Genomic DNA, 12817 nt, shown 5'->3' with positions numbered 1-12817 from the left:
TAGGGTGAATCGGTAGGAATCGGACCCCCCGGGGTGAGGTCGGTGCGGTGGACACATACCAGTCGACGAGCGAAGTCCCGGACCAGCCGGCCGCGGCCGTCGGGTACGCGGGCGTGCTCAGCGAGCTGCTGCCGATCGCGCTGTGGCGGGAGGACGCAGACGGGATCATCGTCGAATGGTCGCTCGCCGCCCAGGACCTGCTCGGCCACCGCCCCGAGGACATCCTCGGCCTCCCCGGCACCTCCGTACTCGTCCCCGAGCCCAACCACGCGCTCGCCGACGACCTGACCCGGCGGGTCCAGGCGGGCGAGACGGTGGTCGGCACCCTCCCCGTGCGCCACCGCGACGGGCACCGGGTCACCATGGAGATGTGGATCGTCCCCGCCGCCGACCCGCAGGGCCGCACCGGGGCCATGCTGATCGCCGTGGAGACCTCCGAGGTCCTGCGCATGCGGGACTCGCTCGCCGCCCTCCAGAGCCTGTTCACCCAGTCGCCCATCGGCCTCGCCACCCTCGGCCCCGACCTGCGCTTCCTGCGCGTCAACGACGCCCTGGCCCGGATGAACGGCGTCCCGGCCGCCGAGCACGTCGGCAAACGGCTCACCGAGGTCGTCCCCGGCGTCAACGCCGCCGCGCTCGAAGCGACCATGCGCCAGGTCCTGGACCGGGGCACCGCCGTCGTCGACGTCCGCCGCACCGGCCGGACCCCGGCCGACCCCGAGCACGACCACACCTGGTCCTGCTCGTACGCCCCCCTCCTCGACGGCTCCGGCCGCCCGCTCGGCGTGATCGCCTCCCTCATCGACATCACCGAGAGCCAGCAGGCCCAGGGAGAGGCCGAGCGGGCCCGCCGCCGCTTCGCCGTCCTCGCCGAGGCCGGGACCCGGATCGGCACCACCCTCGACCTCAGCCAGACCGCCCGGGAGATCGTCGGGGTCCTCGTGCCCCAGCTGGCCGACTCGGCCGACGTACAGCTGCTGGAGACCGTCCTCGCCCCCGACGACGCGGCGGCCACCCACGAGGGCGTGCTCCGCCGCATCGCCGTCGAGTTCCCCGACCCCGAGGCCCCCACCGCCCGGCTGGCCCCGGGCCAGACCTTCCAGATCCCGCCCGACTCCGTCTACGAACGGGTCATCGCCGAGGGCCGGGCCATGAACCTGTACCGGTCCGACGTCCGCGCGCTGCTTCCCGACCCGCGCGCCGCGGAGCTGCGCGCGTACCTCACCACCCTCGGCTCCGCCCGGCTGATCCCGCTCCTCGCGCGCGGCACCGTGCTCGGCGCGGTCACCGTGACCCGGACGAGCGACCGCGAGCCCTTCGACGAGCAGGACAGCGTGCTCATCGACGAGGTGGTCGCCCGTGCGGCGCTCAACATCGACAACGCCCGGATGTACACCAACCAGCGGCGGGCCGCCCTGACCCTCCAGCGCAGCCTCAGCAACAGCGCCCTCCCCGAGGTCACCGGCCTGGAGCTGACCGGCCGCTACCTGCCCGCCAGCGACCACGACGTCGGCGGCGACTGGTACGACGTCATCCAGCTGCCCGGCGGCCGCACCGGCCTGGTCATCGGCGACGTCATGGGGCACGGCATCCACGCCGCCGCCGTCATGGGACAGCTGCGCACCGCCGTACGCACCCTCGCCCGCCAGGACGTCTCCCCGACCAGGCTGCTCCGCTCGCTCGACGAGGCCGTCGCCGACCTGGGCGAGGACGAGATGGCCACCTGCGTGTACGCCGTCCACGACCCGGCCACGGGCGGCTGCGTCATCGCCCGCGCCGGCCACCCGCCGCCGGCCGTGGTCACGGCCGGCGGGGAGGTCACCTTCCTCGACGGCCCGCCCGGCACCCCGCTGGGCACGGGCGGGCAGGAGTTCCGCACCGAGGAGGTCGCCCTGCCGCCCGGGAGCCTGCTCGTGCTGTACACCGACGGGCTCATCGAATCCCGCGACCGCGACCTCGACCAGGGCATGGCCGAGCTCGGACGGGCGCTGCGCGACGCCGGGCAGCCCCTGGAGGGGCTGTGCGACGACATCCTGGCGCGGCTGCTGCCCGGGGCCCCGCAGGACGACGTGGCGGTCCTGCTGGCCCGTACGACGGCCGCCCGGGGCCGCTGACGCCCTCGGCGAGGCCCGACGCGGAACCGGGACCGCGGCCGGCCGCGGTCCCGGGCGAATCGTTGCGCCGTCGGTCCGGTCACCAGCCCAGCTCCTCCAGGGCCTCCAGGTCCGGTTCGGGCAGGGACGGCTCCGGCCCCCCGGTCAGCGGCAGCTCGGCCCAGATGACCTTGCCGCGCTGGGTGTACCGGGTGCCCCAGCGCTCGGCGTACTGCGCGACCAGGAACAGACCGCGGCCGCCCTCGTCGGTGGTGGCCGCGTACCGCAGGTGCGGCGAGGTGCTGCTGCCGTCGGAGACCTCGCAGATGAGGCTGCGGTCGCGCAGCATCCGTACCCGGATGGGCGCGTTCCCGTACCGGATGGCGTTGGTGATGAGCTCGCTGAGGATGAGCTCGGCCGTGAACGCGATGTCCCCCAGACCCCAGGCGGCCAGCTGCACCGAGCCCGCATTGCGCACCCGGGAGACCGCCGCCGGATCGGGCGGCACCTCCCACTCGGCGATCCGGTCCGCCTCCAGCCGCCGGGTGTCGGCGATCAGCAGGGCGATGTCGTCGCTCGGCGCCGGGAACAGCAGGGCGGCCAGTACGTCGGCACAGGCCTGGTCGGGGCTGCGGCCGGGCCGCGACAGCGTCTCGGCCAGCAGGGCGAGGCCGGTGTCGAAATCCCGGTCGCGGTCCTCCAGCAGGCCGTCCGTGAACAGCACGAGCCGGCTCGACTCCGGCAGCCGCAGCTCCACGGCCTCGAAGGGCATGCCGCCCACCCCGAGCGGCAGCCCGGTGGGCAGCTGCGGGAACTCCACGGCGCCGTCCGGCCGGACCAGGGCCGGTCCGGGGTGCCCGGCGCTCGCCATCGCGCAGACCCCGGAGACCGGGTCGTACACCGCGTACAGGCAGGTGGCGCCGGTGACGCCGGCCGCCTCGCCCGCCCCCTCCGCGGGGTCCCCGGCGCCCCCGGACTCGTTCTGGTCGATCCGGTGGATCAGCTCGTCCAGGTGCCCGAGCAGTTCGTCCGGAGGCATGTCCAGGGAGGAGAAGTTGTGCACGGCGGTGCGCAGCCGGCCCATCGTGGCCGCCGCGTGCACCCCGTGCCCGACGACGTCGCCGACGACCAGCGCCACCCGGGCGCCGGCGAGCGGGATCACGTCGAACCAGTCCCCGCCCACCCCGGCCTTCGCGGGCAGGTACCGGAAGGCCACGTCCACGGCGGTCTGGTCCGGCAGCACCCGGGGCAGCAGGCTCCGCTGGAGGGCCACGGCCGTCGCGTGCTCCCGGGTGTAGCGGCGGGCGTTGTCGATGGAGACGGCCGCCCGGGCCCCCAGCTCCTCCGCGAACGACAGGTCCTCCTCGTCGAAGGCCTCCGGGGTGTCGGCGGCCCGCCAGAAGTTCGCCATGCCGAGGACCACCCCGCGGGCCTGCAGCGGCACCGAGATCAGCGAGTGCAGCCCGTACCCCAGGGCCTGGCGGGTGCCGGCCTCGTCCTGGGCCCGCCAGCCCATCGCCGCGTTCAGATCGGGCGCGAGCACCGCGTGCCCGGCGTCCAGGGCCGCCGCCATCGGAGCCGTCGGCACCACGAACCGGATGATGTCGCCGACCGGCTGGAGCGGCTGGTCCGTGCGCACCCCGCTCATCGCCGCCCGGCGCATCTCCGTGTACACGCCGGCGGCCCGCGAGGGCTCCTCGCCCTTCAGCACCGGCTCCAGCAGCTCCACCGTCACGAAGTCCGCGAACCGGGGGACGGCCACCTCCGAGAGCTCCTCGGCGGTCCGCACCACGTCCAGCGTGGTCCCGATCCGCACCCCCGCGTCGTACAGCAGCTGGAGCCGCTCCCGGGCCACCTCGGCGCGGCCGGAGAGCGCGGCGAGCTCGGTCGTGTCGCGCAGGGTCATGACGCTGCCGGACGGGTGCCCTCCGTACGGCTTGGTCGGGCGGACGTTGACGGCCAGGAGCCGGTCGCCGGCCAGGTGCACCTCGTCCGTGGCGACCCGCCCGGACACCAGCAGCGACGTGGTCCGCGGATCGAGGCCGAGTTCGCCCACGTGGCGCTGCTCGGCGTCGGGCGGCAGGTTCAGCAGCCGCCGGGCCTCGTCGTTGGCGAGCAGCAGCCGCTGGTCGTCGCCGATGATCAGGACGCCCTCGCGCACCGCGTGCAGGACGGCCTCGTGGTGTTCGTTCATCCGGGCCATGTCGGCCTCGCCGAGGCCCCGGGTCTGGCGCCGCAGCCGCCGGCTGACCAGGGCGGCGCCGCCCGTGCCGAGCAGCAGCGCGCCGGCCGCCGCGCCGAGCAGCAGCGGCAGCTGACCGGCGACCGTGTCGGAGACGGTGGCGACCTCGATGCCGGTGCCGACCAGCCCGACGACCTTGCCGCTCGCGTCCCGTACGGGGACCACGGCGCGGACCGCGTCGCTCGGCGAGCCCGTGAACACCTCGGTGAAGGAGTGCCCGGCCACGGCGCGCGAGAGGTCGCCGGTGGCCCGCTTGCCGATCAGGTCCGGCCGGGAGTCGGTGTAGCGCAGCCCGTCGGGCGTCATCACGGCGATGAAGTCGACGCCCGCGGCCCGCCGCGCGGCCTCGGCCAGGGGTTGCAGCTCGGCCGTCGGATTGGGGGATTTCAGGGCGGCGGGGAGGCCGGGGGCGTGGGCGAAGGCCTCGGCGGCCGCCAGCGAGCGGTGGCGCGCGTCGCGCTGGGTGCCGTACCGCTCCTGGAACACGAGGGCGAGCGCGGCCGCGGTGATCAGCAGGACGACGATGAACGCCATGAGCGCGAAGACCTGACCGGCGACACTGCGGGCGCTGCGGGGGCGGCGCGCGAGCAGGCCCGGGTCCCGCCCGGTCGGCTGCCGGGGCGGCGATCCCCTGGGTCGACCCCAACGTGCGGTCATGAGCCATTTCTAACACTGTCACCGGGATTTGGGCGGGGCGGCCGATGCGGCGGCCGCCGCGCTGCGGTACGCGCGGGGGCCGAGGCCCACGTACGAGGTGAAATGCTGGCGGAAGGTGACCTCGCTGGCGAAGCCCGCCCGCCGGGCCACCTCCGGCACCGGGTGGTCGGTGCGCTCCAGCAGCTTGCGGGCCGCGTCCAGGCGGTGGCCGAGGAGCCAGCGGTGCGGGGTGGTGCCGGTCGCGGCGACGAAATGGCGGGCGAAGGAGCGCGGCGACATCCCGGCCCAGCGGGCCAGCGTGGCCACGGACAGCGGCTCGTGCAGATGGCGCAGGGCCCGCTCCCGTACGGCCGCCAGGGCCTCGGCGGTCCGGTCCGCCGCCGGGGTGGGCCGGTCCAGGTACTGGGCGTGGTCGCCGGTGCGGAACGGGCCCGTCACCATGGACCGGGCGATGGCGGCGGCGGCCTCCGCGCCGTGGGCCTGCCGTACGAGGTGCAGGCAGAGGTCGATCCCGGAGGCCACCCCGGCGGAGGTCCACAGCCCGGCGTCCTCCACGTACAGCGGGGCGTCCTCGACCAGCACGGACGGGTGGCGCGCGGCGAGCCGCGGGGCCAGCGACCAGTGGGTCACGGCCCGGCGTCCCGCCAGCAGCCCCGCCTCGGCGAGGATGAACGCCCCGGCGCACAGCGCGGCCACCGGCACGCCCCGGGCGTGCGCCTCCCGCAGGGCGGCGAGGACCGGCTCGGGCGTCGGGTCGGACGGCTCGGCCAGCGCCGGTACGACGACGAGATCGGCCTCGGCGAGCCAGTCGAGCCCCCGGTCGGGGGCCAGGGTGAGCCCGCCGGGCAGCGCGATGGGGTCGGCGTCGACGGCGCACCGGCGCAGCTCGAAGCGGGGGACGCCCAGCCGGCTGCGGTCGGGGCCCCAGACCTCGGTGATGACGGCGAGGTCGAAGCTGCGGATGCCGGGCTGGACGACGATGGCGACACGATGCATGCTGCCATCCTGGCAGGATCCCATCGGTTCGGGTCGCGGTTCCCGCTGTCGGCGGGCCCGTCCCGGCGAAGACCATGAACCCATGACGAAGAACGAGATCGAACTCGCCCCGAACGCTGCGCTGCTGGTCATCGACGTACAGAAGGGCTTCGACGACGCCTCCTACTGGGGCCCGCGCAACAACCCGGCCGCCGAGGCCAACATCGCCGCCCTGATGGACGCCTGGCAGCAGTCCGGCCGCCCGGTGGTCCTGGTCCGGCACGCCTCGCTGACCGCAGGCTCGGTCCTGGCCGCAGACCGGCCCGGCCACGCCTTCAAGGACTTCGTGGCGGACCGGGCGGGGCAGGAGTCCCTGCTGATCACCAAGACGGTGAACTCCTCCTTCTACGGCACCCCCGACCTGGCCGCGTGGCTCACCGCCGAGGGCATCGGCCAGCTGGTGGTGTCCGGGATCCAGACCAACATGTGCGTCGAGACCACCGCGCGGATGGCCGGCAACCTCGGCTACGACGTCCTCGTCCCGCTCGACGCCACCCACACCTTCGACCTCGCCGGCCCGGAAGGGCTCCGGCTGACGGCCGACGAGCTGGCCACGGCCACCGCCGTCAACCTCCAGGGCGGCGGCTTCGCCCGCGTGGTGGGCACGGCTGAGCTGCTCGCCGCCTCCGGGTCGCCGGCCCAGGTCACGGCGTAGTACCGCGGCCGCTCGCCGGGGGCCGGGAGCCGTGGGGCCGAAAACGCCGAGGCCCGGCGCCCCCGCTCGGGGCGCCGGGCCTCGTACGGCCGACCGGAGGTCAGAGGACGTCGGCGGCGATGTTCTGCGCGACCCGCTCCAGCAGGGGACCGGCGTTCGGGATCGACTTGGCCGGGTCGGGCTCCAGGTCCGTCAGCGGGTACGCCTTGCGGATGCCGGCCGCCTCCAGGGCCTCCTGGCCCAGCAGCAGACGGCCGCAGACCGCCACGACCGGCTTGCCCGCCGCGCGCGCGGCGGCCGCCACACCGGCCGGGGCCTTGCCGTGCAGGGTCTGCTCGTCCAGCGAGCCCTCACCGGTGATCACCAGCGTGGCCCGCTCCAGCGCCGGCGCGAAGCCCAGCACCTCCAGCATCAGCTCGATCCCGGGCCGGAACGACGCGCCGAGCAGCAGCGCCCCGTACCCGATGCCGCCCGCGCCACCCGCACCCGGGGCGGCGGCCAGCCGGCCGGCCTTCTCGCCGATCGACTTCTCCAGCACCACCGCGAAGTGCGCCAGCGCCGCGTCCAGCGCCGCCACGTCCTCGGGCGACGCCCCCTTCTGCGGGCCGTAGACCGCGGGAGCGCCCTTCGGGCCCGTCAGCGGGTTGTCCACGTCGCTGGCGAGGACGAAGTCGACCTCCGCGAAGCGCGGGTCGACCCCGGACAGGTCGGCGGAGGCCAGCGCGGCGAGCCCGCCGCCGCCCGGACCGACCGGTTCACCGTTCGCGTCCAGGAACACCGCACCCAGCGCGGCCAGCATCCCCGCACCGCCGTCGGTGGTGGCGCTGCCGCCCACGCCGAAGACGATCGAGCGCGCGCCCGCGTCCAGCGCGGCCTTCAGCAGCTCGCCCGAGCCGTACGTGGTCGCCGTCAGCGGGGCGAACACACCCGCCGGCAGCAGCTGGAGCCCGGAGGCCTCCGCCATCTCGACCACGGCGGTGCCCCCGCGCAGTGCGAAAGCGGCCGTGACCTGCTCGCCGAGCGGTCCGGTGACCCGTACCTCCCGGCGCTCGAACCCGGCCGCCACGGCGGCCGCGACCGTACCGTCGCCGCCGTCCGCGACGGGAAGGGTCTCGATCTCCACGCCCGGTACGGCCCTGCGCAGGCCGGCCGTCACCCGCTCCGCGACCTGAACGGCCGTGAGCGAGCCCTTGAATTTGTCCGCGGCGATGAGCACGCGCGCGGTCTCAGTTACTGCTCCGTCCGTCACCTTGCTAATCCCTTGCTATCGAACAGTGCAGTCGCGCCTCCATGAGCCTATCCGGAGGATCCTCCTATGCCCATGGGTGGCCTGGGTCACATGCGGCGCGCCATCCTCATAAATAGGGATATACGCCTGCATAGTGTGGCCGCATGAGCGCGGATTCACTGGAAGACGCACGCCCGGAGGGCCCGGACCCCGAACCGGACCGTGCCGTCGTCACCATCGGGGTGATCGCCGTGCTGGCCGTCGTCGCGTGGGCGGCGCTCGGCAAGCAGTCCTTCGACACGGCGTCGAGCACCGCGCTGGCCTGGGTCCTGGCCAATTTCGCCTGGCTGTTCGTGATCGCCGCCGACGTCTTCCTCGTCATGTGCGTCGTCCTCGCCATCAGCCGCTTCGGACGGATCCGGCTCGGCGCCGACGACTCCGAGCCCGAGTTCACCAACCTCGCGTGGATCGCGATGATGTTCAGCGCCGGCATGGGCATCGGCCTGATGTTCTACGGGGTCGGCGAGCCGCTCACCCACTACCTGCACCCGCCGCCCGCCTCCGGGGCCGCCCCGGGCTCGGGCGACGCCGCCCGCGCGGCCCTCGACTACTCCTTCTTCCACTGGACGCTCACCCCCTGGGCGATCTACGGCATCGCGGGCCTCGCCCTCGCCTACGCCACCTTCCGCAAGCGCCGCGGCAACCGGCTCAGCTCCGCCTTCGTCCCGCTGATGGGGGAGGAGCGCGCGGGTGGCCGGCCCGGCAAGGCCATCGACCTGCTCGCCGTCTTCGCCACCGTCTTCGGCACGGCGACCAGCCTCGGCCTCGGAGCGCTCCAAGTGGCCGAAGGACTGCACATCACGGCCGGGATCCAGGACTCCACCGGCGTCGAGCTGATCATCATCGCCTCGCTCTCCGCGGCCTTCGTGCTCTCCGCCTTCTCCGGCCTGCACAAGGGCGTGAAATGGCTGAGCACGATCAACATCGTGCTCGCCGCCGCCCTGGTGGTCTTCGTCTTCCTCCTCGGCCCGACCGTCTACATCCTCGACGTGATCCCCGCCAGCGTCGGCAGCTACCTGCACGAGCTGCTGCCCATGGCCACCAGTACCGGCGCCTTCACCGACAGCTCCTGGCTCGGCGCGTGGACGATCTTCTACTGGGCGTGGTGGCTGTCCTGGGCGCCGTTCGTCGGCACCTTCATCGCCCGCATCTCGCACGGCCGCACCATCCGCGAGTTCCTGATCGGCGTCCTGCTCGTGCCCAGCGGCGCCACGGTGGTCTGGTTCTGCGTGATGGGCGGCACCGCGATCCGCCTCGACTCCACCGGCGCCGCCGACCTCGCCGCCAAGGTCAAGGACGGGGCCGAGGCCTCCCTCTTCGCCATGCTGGACGCGCTCCCGCTGGGCACCGTCACCTCGTACGTGGCCATGGCCCTGGTCATGACGTACTTCGTCACCAGCGCCGACTCGGCCTCCCTGGTGATGGGCTCCCTCACCAGCCGCGGCTCGCTGAACCCGCCCACCTGGCTCGTCGTCACCTGGGGCGTGCTGATGGCGGCGGTGGCGGCCGTACTCCTGGTCGCGGGCGGCCTCAAATCCCTCCAGACCGCAACCATCCTGGTCGCGCTGCCCTTCGTGATCGTCATGCTGCTGCTCTGCTGGGCCCTGGTGAAGGAGCTCCGCGAGGACCCCGGCGCCGGCCCTGCGCGCCACCACGCCCTGCACGGGTTGCGCGACGCGGTCACGGCGATGGTCGGCGACGCCCTCACCGAAGCGGGCCCGACCCGCCACCCGCGCCTGCGCCGCCTGGCCGACCCCACCCGCCGAGACCGCGAGCCCCCACCCCCGCCGGACCCCCCGGAGGCGTGAGCGCGGTGGGGCGGCTGGGTAGGGTTGGCGGCGTGACCACCACCGATGACTACGCCACGTACATCGCGAGCCTGCCCCGGGTGCTGGCCGGGGCCGCCGCGCTCTACCGGGACGCCGACGGGCGGGTGCTGCTCGTCGAGCCCAACTACCGTGAGGGCTGGGCCCTGCCGGGCGGCACCGTCGAATCGGACCTCGGCGAGTCCCCGCGGGCGGCCGCCCGCCGCGAGAGCGCCGAGGAGATCGGCCTGGACCTGCCGCTCGGCCGGCTGCTCGCCGTCGACTGGACGCTCGGCGAGGGCCGTCCGCCGCTGGTCGCGTACCTCTACGACGGCGGCGTGCTCGACGCGGCGCAGCTCGCCTCCATCGAGCTCCAGGAGGCGGAACTGCTGTCCTGGCGGCTGGTCGAGCCCGCCGAACTCACCGCGTACCTCCCCGGATCGCTCGGCCGCCGCACCCAAGAGGCCTACCGGGTCCTGGAGTCCGGCGAGGGCACCGCGGAGCTGGAGAACGGCAGCCGCCCGGTCTCCTCGTGACACCGGGCTTACTTCGAGCAGGACAGAATCATCTGATGATCACGATGTACGCCTGGCCCAGCACCGCCGACGGGCCCGACGCCCTGCCCATGGTCCACTTCACCACCGAGCAGCAGGAGGGCGGCGAGGTCACCGCCGAGGGGACGCCGGTGTGGCTGTTCGACACCGCGATACGCGAGGGCGGCTGGGCCTCGTTCACCGACTTCGAGGGCTGGTCCGCCCCGGCCGCCGGCTGGCAGGCGTTCTACCGCCGTGAGGACGACCTCCTCGCCGTCACCGGCCCCGGCGCCTGCGAGGGCTGGTACCAGGGCAACCTCGGCGCCGACGCCGACTGGGTGGCGGCGGCCACCGCCCAGCAGAGCGTGGTCCTGCTGGCCGCCCCCGTCCAGCACCCCTCCCTGTACGCCTACGCGGTGGAGGCCGGCGCCGGGTTCGCCCTGCTCGTCCCCCTCGCACTGGTCTGACCTACCGCGCCGTCCCTACAGCGTCGGCGCGCCGGCCTCGAAGGCCAGCAGCCGCACCTTGCGCTCGACGCCGCCGCCGTAGCCGGTCATGCTCCCCGAGGCACCGATCACCCGGTGGCACGGAACGATGATGCTGACCGGGTTCTTCCCGTTGGCCAGGCCCACCGCGCGCGAGGCGTTCGGCTTGCCGAGCCTGGCCGCGAGCTCCCCGTACGACCAGGTCTCGCCGTACGGGATCCGTACCAGCTGGTCCCACACGCTGCGCTGGAACGCGGTGCCCTCCAGCCGGACGGGCACGTCGAACTCGGTGAGCTCCCCCGCGAAGTACGCGGCCAGCTGCCGCACGACCTCGGGGAAGGGCTCCTCGGTCGCGGCGACCCGCTCCCCGAAGGACTCCTCGGCCGGCCGGTGCCGCTGCCCGGCCATGTACAGGCCGCCGAGGACGCCGTCCGAGGCGACCAGGGTGAGCGGGCCGTACGGGCTCTCGACGACGGTGTGCTGCTTGCTGCTCATGACGGAACGCACTCCTCAGACGGGCAGGTGGTTGATGGGGTGGGCATCGGTGGCCCACAGGTACTGCACGGCGTACGCGCGCCAGGGCCGCCAGCCGGCCGCCCGGGCGGTGAGCGCCGCGGGCGTGGACGGCAGCCCGAGCTCCTTCGCGGCCCGCCGGACCCCGAGGTCGGACGGCAGGAAGGCGTCGGGATCGCCCAGCGCCCGCATCGCGATCACCTCGGTGGTCCACGGGCCGAACCCGGGCAGCGCGTTCAGCCGCGCCCGGGCCGCCTCCCAGTCGCTGTCGATGCCGAGCGGGAGCGAGCCGTCGGCCAGTGCGCCGACGAGGGTGGTGAGGGTGGTGCGCCGGCTCGCCGGGAGGGCCAGTGACCCGGGGTCCAGGGCGGCCAGCGCCTGGGGCGAGGGGAACAGGTGGGTCAGCCCGCCCTCGGGATCGGGATCGGCCACCGGCTCCCCGTACGAGGCGACCAGCCGGGCCGCGTGCGTACGGGCCGCGGCCGTGGACACCTGCTGGCCGAGCACGGCCCGTACGGCGAACTCCGCCGCGTCGACCGTACGCGGCACCCGGCGCCCCGGGGCCTTGTCCACGAGCGGGGCCAGCAGCGGGTCGGCGCGCAGCTGCTCGTCGACCGCCTCGGGGTCGGCGTCGAGGTCGAGCATCCAGCGGCAGCGGCTGATGGCGATGGTGAGGTCGCGCAGGTCGGTGAGGGCCAGCTGGCAGCCGATGTGGTCGGGCCGCGGGCTGAGCGCGACGACCCCGGTGCCGTACGGGAGCCGCAGCGTCCGGCGGTAGGCGCCGGCCCGCCACTCCTCGACGCCGGGGACGGCGGTCGCGGCGAGGTGGCCGAAGAGGTTGTCGGGGTTGAGCGGGGCCCGGTACGGCAGGCGCAGGCTGATCGTCCCGGGCACCTTGGGGACGTGCCGGTTCGCCTTCTCGGCCCGCAGGCGCAGCTCGCCGGGGGCGAGGGCGAAGACCTCGCGGACGGTCTCGTTGAAGGTCCGGATGGAGGAGAACCCGGCGGCGAAGGCGATGTCGCCCATCGGCAGCTCGGAGGTCTCGATCAGCAGCCGGGCGGTCTGGGCGCGCTGGGCCCGGGCGAGGGCCAGGGGCCCGGCGCCGAGCTCGGCGTTCAGCTGCCGCTCCACCTGGCGCGTGGAGTACCCCAGCCGCACGGCCAGCCCGGGCACGCCCTCGCGGTCCACGACGCCGTCCTGGATGAGCCGCATGGCCCGGGCGACGGCGTCGGCGCGGGCGTTCCACTCGGGGGAGCCGGGGGAGGTGTCGGGGCGGCACCGCTTGCAGGCCCGGAACCCGGCCTGCTGGCAGGCGGCGGCGCTGGGCAGGAAGGTCATGTTCTCGACCTTGGGCGGCACCGCGGGGCAGCTGGGCCGGCAGTAGATGCCGGTGGTCCGCACGGCGGTGAAGAACCATCCGTCGAAGCGGGCGTCCTTCGACTGCACGGCCCTCACGCAGCGGTCGGTGTCGGTGTACATGGCTCCAGCATCCCGGCCCGGCCCCGGCGGGG

Annotated in this window: 10 protein-coding genes; 5 read left to right on the top strand and 5 right to left on the bottom strand. The window is 74.5% G+C overall.

What is annotated here, in order from left to right; all coding sequences use genetic code 11:
- The first annotated feature begins 47 nt into the window (after window positions 1-47).
- Window positions 48-2114: a SpoIIE family protein phosphatase gene (locus IF02_RS0109185; RefSeq protein WP_051696034.1), complete on the top strand. Its 2067-nt coding sequence runs from the start codon at window positions 48-50 to the stop codon at window positions 2112-2114.
- A 79-nt stretch (window positions 2115-2193) separates the two neighbouring features.
- Here IF02_RS0109185 and IF02_RS0109180 read toward each other — a convergent pair whose 3' ends face one another.
- Both IF02_RS0109180 and IF02_RS0109175 read right to left on the bottom strand, forming a co-directional pair.
- Entirely contained in the window at window positions 2194-4992 is a 2799-nt protein-coding gene (locus IF02_RS0109180) for a SpoIIE family protein phosphatase (RefSeq protein WP_030155156.1), read from the bottom strand.
- Window positions 4993-5010: 18 nt separating this feature from the next.
- Window positions 5011-5988, bottom strand: coding sequence for a GlxA family transcriptional regulator (locus IF02_RS0109175; protein WP_234318140.1), 978 nt, complete (start codon window positions 5986-5988; stop codon window positions 5011-5013).
- An 82-nt stretch (window positions 5989-6070) separates the two neighbouring features.
- Between IF02_RS0109175 and IF02_RS0109170 the strand changes: the two genes are divergently transcribed.
- Window positions 6071-6682 carry a cysteine hydrolase family protein gene (locus IF02_RS0109170; RefSeq protein ID WP_106977251.1) on the top strand — a complete coding sequence of 204 codons (612 nt, stop codon included), beginning with the start codon at window positions 6071-6073 and terminating at the stop codon, window positions 6680-6682.
- A 100-nt stretch (window positions 6683-6782) separates the two neighbouring features.
- On the opposite strand, the gene IF02_RS0109165 is transcribed toward IF02_RS0109170, so the two are convergent.
- Complete coding sequence (locus IF02_RS0109165) at window positions 6783-7931, bottom strand: glycerate kinase (RefSeq protein ID WP_030155150.1); 1149 nt, start codon at window positions 7929-7931, stop codon at window positions 6783-6785.
- A gap of 143 nt (window positions 7932-8074) precedes the next feature.
- Between IF02_RS0109165 and IF02_RS0109160 the strand changes: the two genes are divergently transcribed.
- From IF02_RS0109160 to IF02_RS0109150, 3 genes are read left to right on the top strand one after another with little or no spacing between them, the layout of a single operon-like run.
- Complete coding sequence (locus IF02_RS0109160; RefSeq protein WP_051696032.1) at window positions 8075-9778, top strand: BCCT family transporter; 1704 nt, start codon at window positions 8075-8077, stop codon at window positions 9776-9778.
- Between the two features lie 32 nt (window positions 9779-9810).
- Window positions 9811-10311 (top strand): NUDIX domain-containing protein, encoded by a 501-nt coding sequence (locus IF02_RS0109155; RefSeq protein ID WP_030155146.1) that lies wholly within the window; start codon window positions 9811-9813, stop codon window positions 10309-10311.
- A 35-nt stretch (window positions 10312-10346) separates the two neighbouring features.
- The gene (locus IF02_RS0109150) at window positions 10347-10775 is read left to right on the top strand and encodes a hypothetical protein (RefSeq protein ID WP_030155144.1); all 429 of its coding nucleotides are present in this window, start codon (window positions 10347-10349) and stop codon (window positions 10773-10775) included.
- Window positions 10776-10790: 15 nt separating this feature from the next.
- Here IF02_RS0109150 and IF02_RS0109145 read toward each other — a convergent pair whose 3' ends face one another.
- Window positions 10791-11288, bottom strand: coding sequence for a methylated-DNA--[protein]-cysteine S-methyltransferase (locus tag IF02_RS0109145; protein ID WP_030155143.1), 498 nt, complete (start codon window positions 11286-11288; stop codon window positions 10791-10793).
- Between the two features lie 15 nt (window positions 11289-11303).
- Complete coding sequence (locus IF02_RS0109140) at window positions 11304-12785, bottom strand: AlkA N-terminal domain-containing protein (RefSeq protein ID WP_030155142.1); 1482 nt, start codon at window positions 12783-12785, stop codon at window positions 11304-11306.
- Between the last annotated feature and the right edge of the window lie 32 nt (window positions 12786-12817).

Source organism: Streptomyces sp. NRRL S-244 (assembly GCF_000717915.1).
Lineage (GTDB): Bacteria > Actinomycetota > Actinomycetes > Streptomycetales > Streptomycetaceae > Streptomyces.
The sequence above is the reverse complement of the archived record's forward strand: the minus strand, read 5'-3'. Positions and strand labels throughout refer to the sequence as shown.

Coding starts and splice junctions, on each gene's coding strand:
- IF02_RS0109180 (WP_030155156.1), bottom strand. CDS start 4,992: ATGACCGCACGTTGGGGTCGACCCAGGGGATCGCCGCCCCGGCAGCCG.
- IF02_RS0109175 (WP_234318140.1), bottom strand. CDS start 5,988: ATGCATCGTGTCGCCATCGTCGTCCAGCCCGGCATCCGCAGCTTCGAC.
- IF02_RS0109170 (WP_106977251.1), top strand. CDS start 6,071: ATGACGAAGAACGAGATCGAACTCGCCCCGAACGCTGCGCTGCTGGTC.
- IF02_RS0109160 (WP_051696032.1), top strand. CDS start 8,075: ATGAGCGCGGATTCACTGGAAGACGCACGCCCGGAGGGCCCGGACCCC.
- IF02_RS0109150 (WP_030155144.1), top strand. CDS start 10,347: ATGATCACGATGTACGCCTGGCCCAGCACCGCCGACGGGCCCGACGCC.
- IF02_RS0109145 (WP_030155143.1), bottom strand. CDS start 11,288: ATGAGCAGCAAGCAGCACACCGTCGTCGAGAGCCCGTACGGCCCGCTC.
- IF02_RS0109140 (WP_030155142.1), bottom strand. CDS start 12,785: ATGTACACCGACACCGACCGCTGCGTGAGGGCCGTGCAGTCGAAGGAC.